This is a genomic window from Paraburkholderia adhaesiva (assembly GCF_021390575.1).
Taxonomy (GTDB): domain Bacteria; phylum Pseudomonadota; class Gammaproteobacteria; order Burkholderiales; family Burkholderiaceae; genus Paraburkholderia; species Paraburkholderia adhaesiva.
Genome location: NZ_JAJEJQ010000002.1, coordinates 1,506,125 through 1,526,500 on the forward strand (window position 1 = coordinate 1,506,125; position 20,376 = coordinate 1,526,500).

Annotated in this window: 21 protein-coding genes; 3 read left to right on the top strand and 18 right to left on the bottom strand. The window is 62.8% G+C overall.

The window, feature by feature from the left end; translation table 11 throughout:
- Positions 1-81 precede the first annotated feature (81 nt).
- Genes L0U80_RS22405 through L0U80_RS22440 form a run of 8 tightly spaced genes read right to left on the bottom strand, consistent with a single transcriptional unit; the run spans position 82 to position 8,435 of the window.
- Positions 82-717, bottom strand: a complete 636-nt coding sequence (locus L0U80_RS22405; protein ID WP_233870251.1) for a nucleotidyltransferase family protein — start codon at positions 715-717, stop codon at positions 82-84.
- On the bottom strand, positions 714-1,805 hold the full coding sequence (locus L0U80_RS22410) for an XdhC family protein (protein WP_233870253.1): 1,092 nt from the start codon (positions 1,803-1,805) through the stop codon (positions 714-716). Before L0U80_RS22410 ends, L0U80_RS22405 begins: the two co-directional genes overlap by 4 nt.
- Positions 1,802-3,004 carry a vWA domain-containing protein gene (locus L0U80_RS22415; RefSeq protein WP_233870256.1) on the bottom strand — a complete coding sequence of 401 codons (1,203 nt, stop codon included), beginning with the start codon at positions 3,002-3,004 and terminating at the stop codon, positions 1,802-1,804. Before L0U80_RS22415 ends, L0U80_RS22410 begins: the two co-directional genes overlap by 4 nt.
- Positions 2,998-3,891, bottom strand: coding sequence for an AAA family ATPase (locus L0U80_RS22420; protein WP_233870259.1), 894 nt, complete (start codon positions 3,889-3,891; stop codon positions 2,998-3,000). Before L0U80_RS22420 ends, L0U80_RS22415 begins: the two co-directional genes overlap by 7 nt.
- A gap of 12 nt (positions 3,892-3,903) precedes the next feature.
- Positions 3,904-4,545 (bottom strand): SRPBCC family protein, encoded by a 642-nt coding sequence (locus tag L0U80_RS22425; protein WP_233870261.1) that lies wholly within the window; start codon positions 4,543-4,545, stop codon positions 3,904-3,906.
- Positions 4,546-4,575: 30 nt separating this feature from the next.
- Entirely contained in the window at positions 4,576-6,990 is a 2,415-nt protein-coding gene (locus L0U80_RS22430) for an aerobic carbon-monoxide dehydrogenase large subunit (RefSeq protein ID WP_233870263.1), read from the bottom strand.
- A gap of 17 nt (positions 6,991-7,007) precedes the next feature.
- Positions 7,008-7,538, bottom strand: a complete 531-nt coding sequence (locus L0U80_RS22435) for a (2Fe-2S)-binding protein (RefSeq protein ID WP_233870266.1) — start codon at positions 7,536-7,538, stop codon at positions 7,008-7,010.
- 18 nt (positions 7,539-7,556) lie between these two features.
- Complete coding sequence (locus L0U80_RS22440) at positions 7,557-8,435, bottom strand: FAD binding domain-containing protein (RefSeq protein WP_233870268.1); 879 nt, start codon at positions 8,433-8,435, stop codon at positions 7,557-7,559.
- Between the two features lie 297 nt (positions 8,436-8,732).
- Between L0U80_RS22440 and L0U80_RS22445 the strand changes: the two genes are divergently transcribed.
- The gene (locus tag L0U80_RS22445; protein ID WP_233870270.1) at positions 8,733-9,545 is read left to right on the top strand and encodes a LytTR family DNA-binding domain-containing protein; all 813 of its coding nucleotides are present in this window, start codon (positions 8,733-8,735) and stop codon (positions 9,543-9,545) included.
- Between the two features lie 204 nt (positions 9,546-9,749).
- A complete protein-coding gene (locus tag L0U80_RS22450) occupies positions 9,750-10,241 on the top strand; it encodes a VOC family protein (protein WP_233870273.1) in 492 nt (163 codons plus the stop codon).
- Between the two features lie 297 nt (positions 10,242-10,538).
- Here L0U80_RS22450 and L0U80_RS31840 read toward each other — a convergent pair whose 3' ends face one another.
- Positions 10,539-10,841 carry a hypothetical protein gene (locus tag L0U80_RS31840; RefSeq protein ID WP_373322279.1) on the bottom strand — a complete coding sequence of 101 codons (303 nt, stop codon included), beginning with the start codon at positions 10,839-10,841 and terminating at the stop codon, positions 10,539-10,541.
- Between L0U80_RS31840 and L0U80_RS22455 the strand changes: the two genes are divergently transcribed.
- A complete protein-coding gene (locus L0U80_RS22455; protein WP_373322254.1) occupies positions 10,768-11,694 on the top strand; it encodes an NHL repeat-containing protein in 927 nt (308 codons plus the stop codon). The two genes, L0U80_RS31840 and L0U80_RS22455, sit on opposite strands and share 74 nt — an antisense overlap.
- A gap of 42 nt (positions 11,695-11,736) precedes the next feature.
- On the opposite strand, the gene L0U80_RS22460 is transcribed toward L0U80_RS22455, so the two are convergent.
- The 9 genes from L0U80_RS22460 to L0U80_RS22500 all read right to left on the bottom strand — a co-directional run bounded on the left by L0U80_RS22460 (position 11,737) and on the right by L0U80_RS22500 (position 20,359).
- Positions 11,737-12,576, bottom strand: a complete 840-nt coding sequence (locus L0U80_RS22460) for a class I SAM-dependent methyltransferase (RefSeq protein WP_308444880.1) — start codon at positions 12,574-12,576, stop codon at positions 11,737-11,739.
- Between the two features lie 576 nt (positions 12,577-13,152).
- Entirely contained in the window at positions 13,153-14,688 is a 1,536-nt protein-coding gene (locus L0U80_RS22465) for a methyl-accepting chemotaxis protein (protein ID WP_233870280.1), read from the bottom strand.
- Positions 14,689-14,759: 71 nt separating this feature from the next.
- Positions 14,760-15,176, bottom strand: a complete 417-nt coding sequence (locus L0U80_RS22470; protein ID WP_233870295.1) for a PaaI family thioesterase — start codon at positions 15,174-15,176, stop codon at positions 14,760-14,762.
- A gap of 30 nt (positions 15,177-15,206) precedes the next feature.
- Positions 15,207-15,986: an enoyl-CoA hydratase/isomerase family protein gene (locus tag L0U80_RS22475; RefSeq protein WP_233870299.1), complete on the bottom strand. Its 780-nt coding sequence runs from the start codon at positions 15,984-15,986 to the stop codon at positions 15,207-15,209.
- Between the two features lie 6 nt (positions 15,987-15,992).
- Complete coding sequence (locus tag L0U80_RS22480) at positions 15,993-16,673, bottom strand: 4-carboxy-4-hydroxy-2-oxoadipate aldolase/oxaloacetate decarboxylase (RefSeq protein ID WP_233870302.1); 681 nt, start codon at positions 16,671-16,673, stop codon at positions 15,993-15,995.
- Complete coding sequence (locus L0U80_RS22485; protein ID WP_233870305.1) at positions 16,673-17,332, bottom strand: RraA family protein; 660 nt, start codon at positions 17,330-17,332, stop codon at positions 16,673-16,675. The genes L0U80_RS22480 and L0U80_RS22485 overlap by 1 nt, the downstream gene beginning before the upstream one ends.
- 53 nt (positions 17,333-17,385) lie before the next feature.
- Positions 17,386-18,039, bottom strand: coding sequence for an RraA family protein (locus L0U80_RS22490; RefSeq protein WP_233870307.1), 654 nt, complete (start codon positions 18,037-18,039; stop codon positions 17,386-17,388).
- Between the two features lie 49 nt (positions 18,040-18,088).
- Entirely contained in the window at positions 18,089-19,090 is a 1,002-nt protein-coding gene (locus L0U80_RS22495; RefSeq protein WP_233870308.1) for a DODA-type extradiol aromatic ring-opening family dioxygenase, read from the bottom strand.
- Between the two features lie 39 nt (positions 19,091-19,129).
- Entirely contained in the window at positions 19,130-20,359 is a 1,230-nt protein-coding gene (locus L0U80_RS22500; RefSeq protein ID WP_233870310.1) for a CaiB/BaiF CoA transferase family protein, read from the bottom strand.
- Positions 20,360-20,376: the final 17 nt, after the last annotated feature.

Genomic DNA, 20,376 nt, shown 5'->3' on the forward strand with positions numbered 1-20,376 from the left:
TCGTGAACCGCCGCCCGCACGGGCGCACAAACGGCAGTCGCACAACCACTTCCCCCCCCAACCGTTCAATCCGCCCCGGCCTCACGCTCCTTTCGCCGACAGTCGCACCCCGCGCTCGACTCGTTCGACAACATCCAGGTAATCGGCTGGCGTATCCATGTCGACGCAAAATCGATCGTGTGCCGCCTCGTGGAAAAACACCTCATCGCCGTGCTCGGCGATCAGCTTTCGACAACCCGGATTCATGCGGCCGCCCACGACCTCCGGGCAATGACTCGACGAAAACACGACCGGATTACCGCGTGTGCCGTCGAACATCGGCACCAGGATCGACCCGTGCGACATCCTCGTGTAGACGTCGATCAGTTCGCGATAGTCAGCAGCTTCGAGCAACACCTGGTCGGCGAGGCAGATCATCACGGCGTCGCACGGTGCCTGCAGCGCGGCAACTCCAACTGCAACCGAAGTCGGCTGCCCTTCCCGATAGCGTGCGTTGTGCTGAAAGCGGACGTCGAAACCGTCGAGCGCTTCCACGACGGCCTTGTCATTGAATCCGGTAACGACGACGATCTCCTGCGGCCGCGCCGCGCCGATCTCGCGCACAACGCGTCGCACGACAGGCTCGCCGCATATCGGCAGGAGCAACTTGTGGCGGCCCTCCATACGTGTAGAGAGACCGGCCGCCAGCACAACCGCCGAAAAGCGCGCTCTGGTCATCGCTTATCCGTGGGTCGGTTGTCCGGGTAATCGGGTCGATTCGACGCGGTGGTCATGTAGCGCTCGGGAGCACGTTCGAATTCGGTCTTGCAGCAATCGCAGCAGAAGTACACCTTTTGACCGCCATGTTCGACAACATGCTTCGCAGTCGCGATTTCGATACGCATGCCGCACACGGGATTCACGTAATAACCCGCCTCGGGCACCGGCGCATTGAGCGCCTCACACGGCGGCAACGGCGGCACGGTTTCCGTAGCAACGGTGGTCTGCGGCACCCCACCCTGAGCGAGCGCCACCGCTTCTTCCATTTGATGCCGCACGGCGACAAGTCCCGCTACAGCGCCTAACGCGATCTCTTGTGGCGTGTGAGCGTGGATCGCCGGCCCGGCCGGTGCGTGCAACGCCGCGAGCCGGGTTTCTTCGATGCCGCGCAAGAGCATCGCCGCGCGCAACCGATCGGCCTTGCGATGGCTCGCGATCAACAGCACAGCCACAGCGGCGCTGCGCAACGCTGCTTCGAGCGCGTCTTCGTCGCCGTCGCCTTGTGTCGCGATCAGCACGAACGATGCACCGGCGCGGTCCAATGCGGCAGCGTCGAAGCGCGGCTCCCCTGCTCTCGCAGCGCTCGGCGCGAGAATCGCGCGAAAGCCGACGCGCCGTGCAAGCACACAGGCTTCATGCGCCGCAGGCGTTGCGCCGAACACGACCGCGAGCGGCGCGGGCAAGGTGGGCTGAATAAACAGCTCCAGCGCGCCATTGCTTGCACATGGCATGGCGTGCGCCTCGACTTCGGCGTCGGCCGCAGTCGGCTCGTTGCTGATCCGCACGCGCCGTGGCTGCCCCGTGCGAATCGACTGGCGTGCAGCCTCGATCACGATCGCCTGCGAACAGCCACCGCCTACCCAACCGTGCAGCGCGCCGTCGGCTTCCACCAGCGCCTGCGCGCCGACGTGCGTCGAAGTGGGCGGTGCAGCACGGATAACGGTGACGACGGCAAACGGTGCGCCTGCCTCGATCAACCGCTGCTCGATCAGCAGCAGACTCGCGGCGTCCGAACCGGTCTCGGCGGTTTCGTCGTGGACATTCATTGCAGCGCCTCGATAATTTGAGGGAAGACCCGTTCGAGGCCCGCGAGGTCGCGTGCGCCCGCAAACAGGTCGAGATGCGGCAGCGCGGCCTGCATGCCCGCGCTGACCGGCTCGAATCCGGGACGATCGGCGAGCGGATTGAGCCAGACGATCGAATGGCAGCGCCGCCGCATCGCGGCCAGCGACTCGCCGAGCTGGGACACATCGCCGGCGTCATAGCCGTCGCTGACGATCACGACGGTGGTGCGTGCATGCAGCAGACGCGGCGCGTAGTGCTGGTTGAAGTCGGCGAGGCTCTCGCCAATGCGCGTGCCACCGGCCCAGCCTTCCGAGATCAGGTGCAAACGTTCCTGGGCGCACCACGGATCGGGATCGCGCAGCGCCTCATCGACGCAAACGAGCCGCGTATGGAACACGAAGCTGTGAACGTCGCGCAAGCGAGAACCCAGCACGCGCGCAAGCCGCAGGAAGAAAAAACTGTAGAGGCTCATCGAACGGCTCACGTCGAGCATCAGTACGATACGCGGGCGCTGCCGCCGCTTGCGCCGCCAGCCAAGCTCGACCGGCAGCCCGCCACGCGAGACGCTGCGTCGCAGCGTCCACCGCAGATCAATCGTACGTCCATGGCTCGCGCGCTGCTCGCGGCGCGTTTCGATCCCGCGAAGGCGCTGAGCGAAGCGGCGAATTGCGGCGTCGATTGCGAATATCTCCGTGCGATCGTTCAAGTGCCGGAAATCCGCGTGCTCGCGCGACTCGGCGCGCGTGGCGCCTTCGTTGGCGACCGCGCCCTCACCCGGCGCGCCGTCGCCGGATCCTGCGATTGAAACCGGCGTGCCTTCGCTCGCATCGGGCGGCATGGACCCCGCATCGTCGCGAGCGAGCGGGCCGGCGCCGCCCGCGCGAGTTTCGACGAGCTTGCGCCGGTTCGGCGCGAGGAAATAGGCATCGAACAACTCATCGAAACGACGCCACTCCTCCGCGCGCGAGCACAGCAGTGTCCGCAGGCTCCAGCGCAACAAATCGCTGTCTGTCTGGCCCATACGCTGCGCCACGTCCATCGAAGCGGCAATATCCGCGTTAGTTACGCTGAACGCGTTCGCACGCAGCCAGTGCGCGAAGCCCGCATAGCGCGCGAGGAGCGTATCGGCGAGATCCTGCTGCGGTGCGGCAGATCGCGTGCTGTCGATGCCGGTCAGCATGAGGCCACCAGTTTTTCGACAATCGGCCGCGTGAGCGCGGCCTGATCCTCACGCGTTTTCACGAGCGCGGCGAGCGAATCCATCACACGTTCGACTCCACTCTCGTCCAGCGCGCTCACGCCAAGGCGCAGCAATGCGGCCACCCAGTCGAGCGTTTCGGCAAGACCGGGTTTGCGCCGCAGCGCCATCGCACGTACCGCGTGCACGAATTCCACGATCTGGCGTGCCAGTTCCTCCGGCACCTCGGGAACCTGGGTCCGCACGATCACGAGTTCGCGCTGGAACGTCGGGTAGTCGACGTACTGATAAAGGCAGCGGCGGCGCAGCGCATCGGAAATTTCGCGCGTACCGTTCGAGGTCAGGATCACATAGGGCCGCTCGATCGCGCGAATCACGCCAAGCTCCGGAATCGAGAGCTGGAAATCCGAAAGCAGTTCGAGCAGGTAGGCCTCGAACGCCTCGTCGGTACGGTCGATTTCGTCGATCAGCAGCACGGGCGCGGGCGTGGTCGTGATCGCTTCGAGCAGCGGGCGCTTCAGCAAATAGCGCTCGGAGAAGATGTCATGCTCCTTGTCGCGCAGGGACCGCGTGTCCTGTTCGAAGAGCTTGATTGCCAGCAGTTGATGCGTGTAATTCCACTCGTAGAGCGCCGTGTGCGCGTCGAGTCCTTCGTAGCATTGCAGCCGGATCAGCGGCACGTCGAGGAGGCGCGAAAGCGCCTTCGCAACTTCGGTCTTGCCGACACCCGCCTCGCCCTCCAGCAGCAACGGGCGGCGCATTTCCATCGTCAACAGCAGCGCGGCAGCGAAACTGCGCTCGACGATGAACCGATGGCCCGCGAGCTTCGCCTGTAGCGCAAGGACGTCCGGCATGCGATCGGTCGGCATCACGGCTTGCCTTTAGCGGCCTTGCGCCTTGTGCGGGAAGTGTCCGCGCAGCCAGTCGCGGATCATGGCCCAGAGGAACGCAATGCCATTTAGCTCGGCGGCTTGCGAGGGCTGCGCCGCAGCGGCCTTTGAAACCGTCGCGTCGGGCGATGCACCTTCTTGCGCGATGCCCGACGATTCGGATGCGGCTTGCGGCGTCTCCATGGCATCGAGTCGCGCCGCGAAGTTCGCGACGAACTGCTTGAGCAACTGCTCCGACACCGGCACCATGAGCCTCCCGCCGATCGCAGCGGCCTTGCCGCTCATCGTCACCTCGCTCTTGCCAGCCAGGGTGCAGGTCTCGCCGGTTGGCTGCACGCTGGCCGTGAGATCCATCGTTGCCGCCGAGCTGCCAGTCGTATCGGTGCCCTTGCCCAATAGATGCAGGCTGCGCGACGCGGCATCGAGCGCAAGCACTTCAATATCCCCCTTGAACGACATGGTCGCCGGACCGAGCCGCACCGTGATCGTCCCTTTGTAGTGGGTATCGTCCACGCGCTCCGTGATCTTCGCGCCCGGCATGCAGCCCGCCACCGCCTCGATGTCCTGCATGAGTTGCCACGCGCTCTCAGCGCTGGCTGAAAGCGGGAAGGCCTTATCGAGTACGACTTTCATTGTGGATTCCTATGTTTTAATCATCTCGCCTCATGCGGGTCGCGTCAGCCCCAGTTCCCGGCATTGCTGCCAGACTCGATACGCGTTGTGCGGCATGTTCATGTGCGTGACGCCGAGGTGCGCAAACGCATCGACCACCGCCGACGTGAAGCACGGAATCGATCCGACGTGCGGCGATTCGGCCACGCCCTTGGCGCCAATCGGATGATGAGGCGAAGGCGTGACCGTGAAATCGGTCTCCCAATGCGGCGTTTCAACCGATGTCGGCACGAAGTAATCGAGCAGCGTCGCGCCAAGCAGGTTGCCCGTTTCGTCGTAGGGCATTTCCTGGCCGAGCGCAACGGCAAAACCTTCCGTCAAGCCGCCATGGATCTGCCCTTCGATGATCATGGGGTTGATCCGCGTTCCGCAGTCGTCGAGTGCATAGAAGCGTCGCACGCGGATCTCGCCGGTGTAACGGTTGACGTCGAGCACGCACACGTACGCGCCGAACGGGAAGGTGAAATTCGGCGGATCGTAGTAGTCGACCGCCTCCAGGCCCATTTCCGTCCCTTCGGGAACGTTGTTGTACGCGGCCCACGCTACATCCTTGACGGTCTTGAACTGATCAGGCGAGCCCTTCAGCACGAAGCGGTCGAGGTCGAACTCGACGTCGTCGGGACTCGCTTCAAGCAGATGCGCGGCGATCCGGCGCGCCTTTTCCCGGATCTTGCGAGCGGCACGCGCCACCGCAGCGCCCGCCACGGGCGTCGAGCGCGAGCCGTACGTACCGAGACCGTACGGCGCCGTTGCCGTATCGCCCTCTTCCACAGTGATCTTCGAAGCCGGTATGCCGGCCTCCGACGCGATAATTTGCGCGTAGGTGGTCTGGTGCCCCTGGCCCTGCGTGATCGTGCCCATGCGCGCAATGGCCGAACCGTCCGGATGCACGCGAATTTCGCACGAATCGAACATGCCGACGCCGAGGATGTCGCACATCTTCGACGGTCCTGCCCCGACGATTTCGGTGAAATTCACGACGCCGATGCCCATGAGCCACTCCGCATCCGGATCGGCGCGCCGTTGTGCCTGCTCCGCGCGTAGCGCGTCGTAGTCGACAGCGGCCAGCACTTTTTTCAGCGCGGTTTCATAGTCGCCCGAATCGTATTCGAGGCCGAGCGGCGTCGAATACGGAAACTGGTCTTTGGCAATGAAGTTACGCAACCGGATCTCGGCCTTATCGATACCGAGCTTCTGGGCGAGCACGTCCACCATCCGCTCGATCAGATACACCGCCTCGGTCACGCGGAACGAGCAGCGGTAAGCGACACCACCGGGAAATTTGTTCGTGTACACGCCGTCTACGGACACGAACGCATTCGGAATCGCGTATGACCCGGTGCAGACATGGAACATGCCGGCGGGCCACTTCGTCGGGTCTGCGCACGCGTCGAATGCACCGTGATCGGCGACGACATTCACGCGCAGCGCCTTGATGTGGCCGTCCTGATCCGCCGCGAGTTCGCCGGTCATGTGATAGTCGCGCGCAAACGCGGTGCTGGAAAGATTTTCGCTGCGCGACTCGATCCACTTCACCGGGCGGCCAAGCACGATCGACGCCACGATCGACGTGACGTAGCCCGGATACACGCCGACTTTGTTGCCGAAACCGCCGCCGATATCGGGCGAAATAATACGGATATTCGATTCCGAAATCGACGAAAGTAGCCCAACCACGGTGCGCACGACGTGAGGCGCCTGCGACGTGATGTAGACCGTGAGATCGCCGCGCACTTTGTCGAATGACGCAACGCAACCGCAGGTTTCGAGCGGACACGGATGCACGCGCGGATACACGATGTCCTGCTTGACCGTAACGGGTGCGCTCTCGAACACGCGGTCCGTCTTGTCGCGATCGCCCATCGTCCACGTGAAAATATGATTTGGATGCTTGCGTGCTCCGTGCGCGCCGCTTGCCTTGTCGCGGATATCCTCGCGAATAACCGGTGCATCGGGTTCGAGCGCCTTCATCGGATCGACGAGCGCCGGCAGTTCCTCATATTCGACTTCGACGAGTTCAGCCGCATCGGCAGCGATATAACGGTCGTCGGCCACGACGAACGCGACTTCCTGATTCTGGAAGCAGACTTTTTCGTCGGCGAGCACCGCTTGCACGTCGCCCGCGAGCGTCGGCATCCAGTGCAGCTTGAGCGGCTTGAGATCGTCTGCCGTGAGCACGGCGTGCACGCCGGGAAGCGCGAGCGCGCGCGACTTGTCGATTCGCTTCACGCGCGCATGCGCGTAGGGACTGCGCACCATCACGCCGAACAGCATGCCCGGCATCTTGATGTCGTCGACGTAAGTGCCCTTGCCCTGGATGAAGCGCGGGTCCTCGCGGCGCTTGCGCGAGCAGCCCATGCCTTCGAGCGCGGCAACACGGTCGAGATTGGCGTCGAGATTGCCCATGACCTGTCTCCCGTCGCTCAGTTCGTTTGAGCCGCATCCGCCGCGATGAGCGGGTGCGAGCTTTCGGCCGTTTCGCCACGCAGCTTGCGCGCGGCATATTGCACGGCCTTCACGATGTTTTGATAGCCTGTGCACCGGCACAGGTTCCCCGCCATCCAGTAGCGAATTTCAGCCTCCGTCGGGTCCGGGTTCTCTTGCAGCAGGCGGTACGCGCGCATCAACATGCCCGGCGTGCAAAAGCCGCATTGCAGGCCGTGTTCCTGCATGAAACCTTCCTGCAGCGCGTGCAATACACCGCCCTCGGCGAGACCTTCAACCGTCCGGATTTCCGCGCCCTGCGCCTGCACGGTCAGCAGCGTGCAGGATTTCACGGACGTGCCGTTGAAATCGACCGTGCATGCGCCGCAATGCGACGTCTCGCAGCCGATATGCGGCCCCGTGTGCTGGCACTTTTCGCGCAGCGTGTGGATCAATAATTCGCGTGGCTCGACGACGACATCGACCTCGCTGCCGTTGAGGCTGAACGTCACCATGGTTTTGCTGGCCATTTCGCGTTCTCCGGGGGATCAGGGGCGAGCCGGGTTAGCGGCCCTTTCGCGGGCCGTATTGAGCGCCCGGCGGGTCATTTCGCCCGCCATCGCGCGCTTGTAGTCCTCGTCGCCGCGCAGATCCGGCACCGGATTGCACGCCGCCATCGCGAGCCGCACTGCTTCGTCGAGCGCGTGCGCGTCGAACGGCTTGCCGATCAGAGCCTGCTCGGCGTCCATCGCGCGAATCACGGTGTCGCCGACATTCGTCAGAGCAATGCGCACGTGTTCTACATTGGCGCCCGCTAAACGCAGTGTTACGGCCGCCGCGGCGGTCGCGAAGTCGCCGGTTTTGCGCTTGAGCTTGGCGTAGCAATAACCGGTTCCGGGCGGCGGCATGGGAATGCGGATGCCGGTCATGATTTCGCCCGGTTCGAGCAGCGTCGCATAGGTGCCGATGAAAAAGCCGTCGGCCGGCACCACGCGCTCGCCCGCCGCGCTTTGCAGCACGAACGAAGCATCGAGCGCGACCATCAACGCAGGATGGTCGTTGCCGGGGTCACCATGCGAAAGATCGCCGCCGAGCGTGCCGCGATAGCGGACCTGCGGATCGGCAATCTGCCGTGCGCCTTCGCAGATCAGCGGGCAGCGCGTTTGTAGCAGCGTGGACCAGATCAGCTCGTTCTCGGTCGTCATCGCGCCGATCCACAGCGCGCCGTTTTCCTCGCGAATGCCCTTGAGTTCTGTGAGCTTGCCGAGGTCAATCAAATGATCGGGCTGCGCAAAGCGCAGTTTCATCATGGGCAACAGGCTGTGGCCGCCTGCGAGCAGCTTCGCCGAGTCACCGTGCGCACCGAGCAGCGCGAACGCCTCGGGCAACGTTTGTGGCGCGTGATATTCGAATGGGCGCGGAATCACGTTGGTCTCCTGTTAACCCGAATTGGCTTGTCGACCAGAGTGAGTGCTTCAGAGCACTTATTCTGGTCCCATAACGCCTTCCTCTGGATCCAAAAAGACACTGCGGTTGTCATCGTCCTGAACTTCAGGATTTCACAATGCAACGCAGCAATTCAACGGTATTTCGCCAACGGCGGACTGACTGCGCCGGGAGCCGGAAAACTTGCGCGAAAGGGGGAAAGGACCTAAAACGGAGGCAGCGTCCTGGCGCGTTAGATGCTACGCACAAAGCCTCGGACACATCGGGGAGAACCCTGAATGAAACCGCTCGAGCACACCATGCCGACCACCGAAGCGCGCCGCGCAGAGACCTTCCAGCACCGGTTGGAACAATTCAATCCGGGTGTGGTGTGGCTGGACGCACAGGGGCGTGTCAGCGCATTCAACGACGTCGCGCTGCAGATTCTCGGCCCCGCTGGAGAACAATCGCTTGGTGTTGCTCAGGACAAGCTGTTCGGTATCGACGTTGTGCAGTTGCACCCAGAGAAAAGCCGCGAAAAGCTGCGCTTCCTGATTGAGTCGCGCGATGCCAGCGGCTGCCCGGTGAAATCGCCGCCGCCTGTTGCGATGATGATCAATATTCCCGACCGGATTCTCATGCTCAAGGTGTCGCGCATGTCGGACATGAACGGCACGTGCGGCACCTGCATGATTTTTTACGACCTCACCGATATCACGACTGAGCCTTCGTCCGAGTCGCGCGAGTCGCTTGCCGGCACGCCCTCGCCGCCGCGTCGGCTCTTCAAGATTCCGGTCTATCGCAAGAACCGCGTAATCCTGATCGACCTGAAAGATATCGTGCGATTTCAGGGCGATGGCCACTACACGACGATCGCAACGAAGGACGATCGCTACCTCTCCAACCTCTCGCTCGCCGATCTGGAGCAACGCCTCGACAGCAGCATTTTCCTGCGCGTGCATCGCAGCCACATCGTGAGCCTGCAGTACGCCGTAGAACTCGTCAAAGCCGATGACAGCGTGAACCTCGTAATGGACGACGGCGAGCGCACTGTCGTGCCCGTGAGCCGTTCGCGAGCGGCACAGTTGAAGGAGTGGCTCGGCGTGGTTTGAGGGCCGCCGGTCAGCCGCGTTCGAAGCGCCATTCGAAGGGGGCGGCTGTAGCCGATCCGAAAGGGACAATTGCGAGTTCCGAAAGGGGCCGTTCATTCCAGATACCGCATGGGATGCGGAACGTAATTCCGCCGCGGTATACGGCATGCAGATGCAGCGCTAGCATGACGATTCGTCTCATCGATTCCGCTCTGGAGACACGAAATGAGCAGCAAGAACACCATCTGCTTGTGGTACGACGGCGAAGCTCTTGATGCAGCAAATTTCTATGCCGCGACATTTCCCGACAGTGCTGTGGGAACAGTGTTCAAAGCCCCGGGCGACTACCCCGGCGGCAAACACGAGAACGTCCTGACTGTCCAGTTCACTGTCATCGGCATTCCTTGCCTCGGGCTGAACGGTGGCCCACATTTCAAACACAACGAGGCATTCTCCTTTCAGATCGCAACGGACGATCAGGCAGAAACCGACCGCCTGTGGGACGCGATCGTGCGCAATGGCGGCCAGGAAGGCGCGTGCGGCTGGTGCAAGGACAAATGGGGCGTGTCCTGGCAGATCACACCGCGCGCGCTTATGACGGCGATATCCGATCCCGATCGCGCAGCATCGAAGCGTGCATTCAATGCAATGATGAGCATGAAGAAAATCGACATCGCCGCAATTGAAGCGGCGCGGCTCGGACGCGATTCCGGGTGATTTCAGCTATCGGCGATCTTCAGACACAAACAGCACTTCGCGCTTCAATACGAGCACGCGCGACGGCGTGCATGACCTGTTCCAGGTCGATCGCATTGTCCGGTCGAGACGCATCGCGAAACCCCTGAGGCGGTCGGCATATCGCGGCGTTCCGCAACACACAAACGTCAAGCTCTGCAGGGAATAATCGAAGCACCTCCTCGTTTACGCAGGATGCGAGTCGCTGTGAAGCAGCGCCGGCGGTGAGGCTATGCGATGCATCCTGGCGACTCGCGCTGTCCGCGCGAGAAGGAGGTGTCAAGTGGAAGCTTCGCGTTCGTTATCTGCATTCATTTCATACACCCGCTCGAACAGGCGGGCAAAAGCTGCACGCACATATCGCTTCGTGCGCCGCGCCGTGTGTGGAACCGGTCTACTGGTTTTATCGGCAGGAACTTCCTGGGTCGATGCGCAGGAGACGATCCTGCCGCCGCAGTCGGTCACCTCATCGACCGTTCCGGCCAACGGAGATGTCAACCCATACGGCATGGCGTTCGTACCCGCTGGTGTGCCATCTTTTAGCACGCTCAAACCCGGCGACGTAGTGGTATCGAATTTCAATGCGAAGTCGAATCTGCAGGGCACCGGTACAACCATCGTCAAACTCGTACCCAACGGCAACCCGGTGACTTTCTTCGAAGGAAGCCATCTCGGCCTCACGACGGCGCTCGGCGTGCTAAGAAGCGGATTCGTGCTGGTGGGTAATGTCCCGACCACGGACGGCAAGAACGTCATCGCGCCGGGTTCGCTACTCGTGATCAATCCGCAGGGCCGGTTGATCAAGGAACTGAAGGATCCCAACCTGCTGGATGGCCCCTGGGATCTCACCGTGATCGACATGGGGCAAACCGCTAAAGTCTTCGTCTCCGATGTGCTGAGCGGAAAAGTCGCGCGCCTCGATCTGACTATCGGCGCTCACGGTGTGCAAGTGCTACCCACCTCGACCATCATCGCATCAGGCTACATGCACCGCACCGATCCTGCGGCGCTCGTCGTGGGGCCGACCGGGCTCGCTTATGACCCACTGCATGATGTGCTTTACGTCGCGTCGACCGGAGACAACGCAGTGTTCGCCGTTTTCGGCGCGGCGGGCGCGACGCATGACGGCGGAATCGGCAGGATGATCTATCAGGACAACATCCACCTCCATGGTCCGCTCGCGCTGGCGCTCGCACCCAACGGGCACCTTGTTACCGCAAACGGCGACGCGGTCAATCCCGATCCGGCACAACCCAGTGAAATCGTCGAGTTCACGCCGGAGGGGCAATTCATCGCGCAATTGCAGGTCGATGCCGCGGCAGGATCCGCGTTTGGTCTGGCATTCGGTCTCGATAGCCAGCACCATCAACAGTTCACGGCGGTAGACGACAACACGAACACGGCGACGGTCTGGACGTTACGCACGGGCAATTAATAGTCCAGCCCAGGACATGCTCCGGATCGGTCGCTGGATGTCTCAGGGACGTCGGGGCATGTCCGACAACTGCGGTTTTTGAGCCGTGAGGTACGCAAAGCGCGAAGCACCAAACTGTTGTCCACTTTCGAATACAGGACGGAGCCGCGATTCCAGGTAATGCCGCTCTTCAGGGGTGAATTGTGTTTCGAGTATCGACTCGAGCGGGAGCGCGAGCGGATGAGGCGACGTACGCAGGAACGTTTCCCACGAAGGCGAATCACTGCTGCACACGTCGATATGCAGTTCGAGGTGAATATCGGTAAACCCGGTATCGATTGCAAATCGTACGAGATCGCGTTCGCCGTAATTCGTGATCGGAAGAGACCGGATTTTTTCGGCGGTATCGGGAAACTGTGCGGCACGGCTGCGAAGCAGCAGCGAGAAAAATGGATCCTGCGGATTTTCGCCTTGCGCATCGACGACATTCTTTAACGCGCAAACCTCCAGCGCTTCGTCACGAAGGATCGGCTCTGCCATCGCCAGGCGTCCACCGGGCTTGAGTATCCGGAATAGCTCCCGCATGGCCGCAGGCTTGTCCTCCACGTAGGCGAGCACGGCGCGCATCACGATAGCGTCGACCGACGCGCTCTCGATCCCTTCGAGTTTCTCGGCGGAACATTGAAGGAATTCGCACTGGCCACCGATGCCGAGGGCACCGGCGCGCTCACTGGCATGCCGAAGCATGGGCGCGGAGATATCCGTCATGAGCACCCGCAAAGCGTCACCCGCGCGCTCGATGGCTCGAAACGCTACCAGGCCGTCGCCGGTTCCAATGTCAGCGAGCACCATGTGGGGCTGGAGCCCCACGAAATCCAGCAGCCGATCCGCGTATCCCGTCATTTCCGCGCGCAACCGCGGTTCGTACCTGGCGTCACCGCCGTGTCGATGATTGAGAAGCCAGTTTGACCAGATATCGGATGCGGTATCGTGCACAGGAACCTTGAGGCGTTAATCAAACTTATTTGATGAGCCGAGGATCGTACTGTGTGAACCTGAAGAAAACCTTAACTGCTCTCGCCGCTGAATTTCCCGTTAATCCTTGATAAAAAAAGCCGCTTGCGCGCACCGCCGGACATCAAACCCGAATCATTCTTACGATTTGGCTTCAGAAGCTTCCATTTACCAAAATACTCGAAAACTCGACTCGACCACGGACGCCATATTTACGATAGATGCGCGTGGCGTATTCATGAAATGGTTGGGAAAACACCGCCATGCCCATGAGTTGGCGAACAAGCACGCGGTCAAAACTCGCGTGGCGAGCGGTGTTGCATTGCGGTTTGGGGAGGATGTCCGTCGAAACGGCTAAGCGGCGATCGAGAGATACCCGCGAACGTTGCGGCGCTGGAATCGGGCAACGCTCCGCGTTGCCCCGACTTCCGGGAACGATATTTACTTTGCCGTCACGCGGCCGGTCTACGTTCGCCAACCAGCCAAAGCCACGCGCAGGCTCGCAGCCTGATCGCGCAGCGAGTGCGCGGCCGCAGCGGCCTCCTCGACGAGCGCCGCGTTCTGCTGCGTAACCTGGTCCATCTCGCCGATCGCGCGGCTTACCTGCTCGATACCCGCGCTCTGCTCCTGCGACGCGCTGCTGATTTCCTCGAGGATGGCGTGCACACGTGTGACCGACTGAACGATGTCGCCCATCCTCGCGCCCGCATTCGACACCTGCTCGGCGCCGACTTCCACCGCATGTGTGGATGCACCGATCAGATCCCGGATATCGCGCGCCGCCGCCGCCGAGCGCTGCGCGAGACTGCGCACCTCCGCCGCGACCACCGCAAAGCCGCGCCCGGACTCGCCCGCGCGCGCCGCCTCGACCGCGGCATTCAACGCGAGGATGTTGGTCTGAAACGCAATGCCGTCGATCACGCCGACGATATTGGCGATCTCGCGTGAGCGGCTCGTGATGTCACCCATGGTCAGCACGACGCCATCCACGGCCTCGCTGCCGCGCTTCGCCACGTCGGCGGCGTCACTCGCGAGGCGTGCCGCGTGTCCGGCGCTGTCCGCATTACGCTTCACGTTGGCCGTCATTTCATCCATGCTTGATGCAGTCTGCACCAGTGCCGCGGCCTGCTTTTCGGTGCGGCTGGAGAGATCGGTATTGCCAGCGGCGATTTCCTCGGCGCCTACGTTGATGTTCTCCGCGCTCGCCTGCACGCGCGCAACCGTCTCGACGATCCCGTCGCGCATGGTGGAAAGCGCCAGCATCAGGCTGGGCCGCCCGGCGCTGCGCACGGGAACGCTCTCCACGAGATCGCCTTGTGACATGCGCGCGGCCGCCGCTACAGCCACTTCCATTTCACCGCCCAGTGCCCGCAAAACGCTGCGCACCACCAACGCCATCACCAGCGTGCAACTGCCGGCGAGCAACGCGGTGACGACGAACCAGATCAGCAGGCTTTGATAGAACTGACGGTCGATGTCGTCCATGTACATGCCGGTCGCGATGTACCAGTCCCACGGCTCGAAATGCACGACGAAGTTGGTCTTGAGCGGGTGAATGTCGGTGTTCGGCTTGCGGCCCACGTAGTCGGCAAAGCCACCGCCGGGCTCGTTGCCTGCCGCAACGAGTTTCGGAAACAGCGGCTGCCCGGCGCCGTCCATCATGTGGCTCACGTCCTTGCCGACCATTTGCGGCAAAAACGGATTCATCACGATCACGAGATGCGAGTCGATGATCCCGATATAGCCATCCTCGCCATAGCGCAATTCGGAAAGCGCCGCGAGCGCCGCTTTGCGCGCCTCCGATTCGCTCAGAGCGCCCTGCTGCGCGAGATTGTAGTAGTGCGTGGTGAGTGTCTGTGCCTGCTGAACGAGCGTCTTCAACTGTTCATGGCGGTCGGCGAGCATGGTCGAGCGCGTTTTCCACGCGCCGAAGCTGCCGATTACCCCGAGGCCAATCCACAGCACGACGATCATCGAAATGAGTTTGCGGTTTAACGTCATATTTTATTTTTTAAGGATGACGAAACTACTTCGTAAAATGACCCCGGCGCTTTGCACTGCGCGCGCCGACCTCAGCGTGTGACGATCATGCACACCGCCGTTGCCGTTGCGAGAAGGCGGCCGTCCTGCCACAGCTCGCCGTTGACGTTGCAGACGCCACGCCCCCGGCGCACCAGCGTCGCGCGGCCAGTCAGCGCGCCAGACTTCGCGGGCCGCAGGAACGATGTGCTCAGGTTCAGCGTCGCACAATGCTCGCCAACGGCCAGCGTCGAAGTGACGAGCGTTGCCGTCACGTCGTCGAGCATCGCGCAGAGCATGCCCCCCTGTACCTGACCCGCGGGATTCAGAAACGCAGGCGTGCCGACGTACTCAGCTTCGAGCGTGTCATCGCTCAGCGACACAAACGTGGCGCCAAGCGTCGTCGTGATGGGCGGTGCGCCGTTTTCACCGTACAGGCGCGCAAGTGTCGGCTTTTCGCTGGTCTCCACCTATGCTTTCCCTTTCTTTTTGCAGGCGGCTTATTCGCCGCGAAACACGGGCTTGCGCTTTTCTTTCCAGGCCAGCGCGCCTTCACGCAGATCGTCCGATGCGTCCGCCTCGGCGATGTCGCGTTCAAACTCGGCCGCGTCGAACGTGCCCACCGCCATCCGGTTCAGGTGCTTCTTCATGCCGAGCAGCGCGAGCGGCGCCATCCCGGTCAGGTCACCGGTCAGCCGGTCTGTCTCCTCGCGCAACGCCGATGGCGCCACGACCGTGTCGAGAAAGCCGCATGCGAGCATTTGTGCAGCATCGAAGGTCGCCGCCTGAAGCAGCACCTTCTTGGCAACGTTCAAGCCAAGCCGTGACACATAGCGCTGCAATCCGCCGCGATAAAACAGCAGACCGAGCCGCGCGGCTGGCACGAACATCTGGGTCGTTTCGACGCCGACGCGGAAGTCACAAGCCAGCGCGAGATCGGTCGCGCCGCCGTACACACCACCGTTGATCGCGGCGATCGTCACTGGGCGCGCCTGCTCCAGGTCGTTCGTGAGCGCTTCGAAGCTCGCCCCCACGTTGCCGTCCGCCATGCGGCCAATGTTGAAGCCGGCGCAAAACTGCGGGCCCTCGGCGCAGATCCGCAGCACGAGCACTTCGCGCCGCGCGTTCACGTCATGAATGAAGGCCCGGAGACGATGGAGGTCCTCAGGTTCGAGCCGGTTCGCCATGTCGGGACGGCGCAACGTGATCGTCGCGACCGGCCCGGCGACGATCAATTCCGGCGCAAGACCTGCCGAATGTGCGGAGGGTTTCGAGGTCATCGTAGCTCAGTGGAAGCTGTAAATCTGCATTGTGGTCTCGCCGGCCTCGATACGCTTGCAGATCGCAGCCTCGTCCGCCTCGCGCTTCGCGGCCTTCTCGACTACGTCGGCAGCGCGCGCACGCGGAACCGCGACGATGCCGTCACGATCGCCGACGATCAGGTCGCCCGGCGACACCACCACGTTGCCGATCATCACCGGCGCGTTGAGCCAGCCGATCGCGCCGTAGTCCTTGCCGGTGCCGCGAATCGACAAACCACGGGAGAACACCGGAAAACCGATCTGCTCCAGCAGATCCGCGTCACGCACGCAGCCGTCGATCACGAGACCGTTAAGCCCCTTCACCTTCGCGGCCGTCGTCATGATTTCGCCCCAGTAGCCATGCTCATACACGCCGCTCGCATAGACCACGAGCACGTCACCCGGCTGCGCGAGGTCGATCGCGCGGTGCAGCCACAGGTTGTCACCACCCGGCGAGTGAACCGTGAAGGCCGAGCCGCAGATCCTGAAATTCTGCGCGACCGGCTTGAGCGCCATCGGCAGTGCGCCGATCTTGCCGCCCGCTTCATGCAGCGACGCAGCCGGCAGACCGCGCGCGGCGTCAATCACGCGCGCGTCGAGGCGCTCGATGTCCGCGCGGATCGTGGTCGACGAATCGTGTTCTTTGACGTAGTTGGCAGCGCCCATTATTTCCCCCTGGTTTGCAGCTGGTGGTACTTGAACTGCTTGCGCGCTTCGTCGAGCCGCATTCCGCCGCGGCACGCTTCACGAATCGCTTCTTCGGTGTTGTGAATCGTCTCGGCCACTTCGAGCACCGCGTCCTCGTGCTCGCGAGGGATCACAACGATGCCGTCGGCATCGCCGCGCAGCAGGTCGCCCGGCGCCACGCGCGCGTCGCCGAGGTTGACCGGAATGTTGGTCGCTTCGATCTGCACGCGGTCCTTGCCCGTGCGCATCCAGTGGTCGCGGCTGAACACCGGATAGCCAAGCTTCAGGCAGAGCGCGACATCGCGGCAGATGCCGTTGATCGCCGTGCCTGCGATACCGCGGCGATGTGCGATCTCGGTCATGATGTCGCCCCACACGGTGCAGTCTTCGCGGCCGCCGTTGTCGAGCACGACAAAGCTGCCGACCGGCACGTCGTCGATAAAGTCACCGACGGTGCCCACCGGGGTCGACGGCGGGCCGTACTTGATCGTGAACGCGCGGCCCGTGGCGCGGAAATCGGTGCTGCGTGGCTTGATCTTGTAGCACTGGCCGACGACGCCAAGCTTGTCCAGCGCGTCGGAGAGCGTCGCGGTATCGAGCTTCGATGCGCGCTCGACGTTATTGTCCTGAGTGGTCATGGTGTCAGTTCCTGCTTGAATTCGTGTAGTGATCCGAACTATTCTCAGAGCGATTACTTGAGCATGTGCTCGTAGTTGCCGCCCATCACCTTGCCGACTGGCGTGCCCGACTGGATCGCCTTGGCCATCGCGGCTTCCTTCGCAACGATCATTTCGGCGGCTTCCAGCACGACTTCGATATCGGAAGCACCGATGAAGATCACCGCGCTGTTGTCGGCCACCATGTAATCGCCCGCTTGTACGGTCACGTCGCCGATCTCGACCGGCACATTGGTGCCCTTCTCGACCACGCGGCCACGCGCGGTGCGCGCGGTGGTCGAGCGGCTGAACACCGGCAGTTCGTAGGCGATGGCCTCGTCGATGTCGCGCACCGGACCGTCGGCGACCACGCCTGCCACGCCGCGCATTTTCGCCGCCAGCGAGAGCAGGCCGCCCCAGCAGCCGGCCTCTACGCCGCTGCGCTGCTCGACCACGATCACGTTGTCGCCATCGGCCTGTTCGATCGCCGTACAGCCGAGGTGGACCGGCGGTCCCGGCGGCGCTTCGCCCGTGCCGAGCTTGACGGTGATGACACGGCCCGCGACGCGGCCGGCACCGGCGCGTTGCGGCAGGCCGCTCACAACGCCGGTCTTCTTCAGTTTATCCAGCGCGTCCGACACGGCGCAGCAATCGAGGCGGCGCAGACGGTGTACGTTTTGGTCAGCCATGATGGGATTTTTCTTTCCGTTGAATGCGATGTGATGTTCGGTCCAGCGCTCAGTCCAGCGTCTTCCACGACGCGAACGCGAGACCGGTGCCAGTGAGCGCCGCAGTGCGGTAGCCCGGCACGTAAGTGACCCATTCGAGGTCGAGCGATTTGAGTGTCTCGACACCGATGATCCAGTTGCGGATTTCCGAACTGCCGGCCTGCAGTTTTTTCGGATCGAGCGCGGCGAGCCAGTCGCTATCCTTGCGGCGGATCGCGTCGATGATGTTGTTGTCGAGTTCCTCGTCGACGACAAAGTGCGACAGGCCACCCGAAGCCAGCACGCCGACACGCAGATCTTCCGGATACGCCTCGATCAGCTCGCGCAGCGCGCGGCCAAGCTGGATGCAGCGGCGCGGCGTCGGCTGGTTCGGATCATCGAAGGTGTTGATGATGACGGGAATCACCGGCAAGTCGGTCGCGCCGCCCATCAGGCGACGGTGCACGAACGAGAACGCGTGGCCTTCGTACTGATCGCGTTCGAGACCGTCCATCGCGGCGATGTCGAAATCCCGGTCGCACAGCTCGCGGATCAACCACTTCGCCATGTCGGCCTTGACCGGGTAATGAACGTCGGCGTCCGGCTCCTGGCGCATCGTGCGGGCGCGCGCGTACCAGCTTTCGTTCGGACTGTTCACGCGCTTCGCGTTTCGGATCGTCTCGCCGTAATAGATCGCGAAGGCTGGATTATTCGTCGTGCGAAACAGTTCGGTCTGATCGTCACCGACGACCAGAAGCACATCGAGCTTCGCCGCGCGAATGCGCTCGCCCAGCTCGTCCATCGCGGCCTCGGCCTCGTCGTAGCGCTCGCCCATCTTTTCGGCGGTCACCATCGCTTCGGAGTCGGCCGGTGCGATCTTGAGCAGTTCTTCGTAGGTCGTGGGATTGCCGAGGCGATCGAAGTAATACGGGTTCTTCGGATCGACCTGCTTGAAACCGTGCTGCCAATCCTCACGCTGGCAAACCAGCATGATGCTGTGCGACGAACCGAAACCGGCGACCAGTCGTGCCATCTCGTCTATCTCCTGTTGATCTTCTTTCGTGAATGCGCGTCAGACCACACAGGTCGAGCGCCACTCGCCAATCTGCTGATCCGAATAGCCAAGCTCGTTCAGGATCGCCTGCGTGTGCTCGCCCTGCTCCGGCGCGAGACGCGGCTGTTCTGCACGCGGATAGCGCGACAGACGGAACGGCGTGCCGACGAACGCCACGTCGCCCTTGCCCGGCAGCGAGGCCGGCCACGCGACGCCGAGGTGCTGGACCTGCGGATCGTCGAACACTTCGTTGATCGTGTAGATCGGCCCGCACGGCACGCCGACCTTGATCAGCACATCGGTCCATTCGCGCGTGGTGCGCGTGAGGAACTGGTCGCTCACGGCCTTGTTGACCGCATCGCGGTTCTCCACGCGCGCCGGATCCGATTCGTAACCGGGCTGGCCGACCAGATGCTGCAGTCCCAGCGCTTCGCACAAACGCGCGAACATCGAGTTGCCGATCGCGGCCAGGTTCAGATAACCGTCCTTCGTCGGGAACACGCCGGTCGGCACCGTGAGCGGGTGCTCGTTGCCGACCTGCTGCGGCACCTTGGCGTCCACGAGCCATTGCGCGGCCTGGAAGTCGAGCATCGCGATCTGCGCTTCGAGCAGCGACGTCTGCACCCACTGCCCTTCGCCCGACGCCTCGCGCTCGAGCAACGCCGTCATGATCGCTTGCGCGCAGAAGTGGCCCGAGCACAGGTCGGCGATCGGAATGCCCACGCGCATAGGACCTTCGCCCGGCTGGCCCGTCACGCTCATCAGACCACCCATACCCTGTGCGATCGAATCGAAGCCGGGCCAGCGCGCATACGGACCGTCCTGGCCGAAGCCGGAGATGCTTGCGTACACGAGACGCGGATTGATCGCCCGCAGCGCCTCGTAGCCAATGCCCAACCGATCCTTCACGTCGGGGCGGAAGTTCTCGATGAACACGTCCGCGCGCTTGACAAGCTCACGCAGGATTTCCAGACCCGCCGGGTCCTTCATGTTCAGCGTCAGGCTCTCCTTGTTGCGGTGCAGATTCTCGTAGTCGGCGCGATTGTGGTCGCGGCCGCCGATCATGTCGTCACCGCCGGGCGCCCCGGGCGGGATTTCGAGCTTGATCACGCGGGCGCCCATGTCGGCGAACACGCGCATGGCCGTGGGGCCCGCGCGCACGCGCGACGCATCGATGATCGTGAAGCGCGACAACGGACCTTTCTTCGGATCGTGCCGGCTATGTTGTTCCGTGAAATCGGCAGGCATGCCTTGTCTCCTCCCTG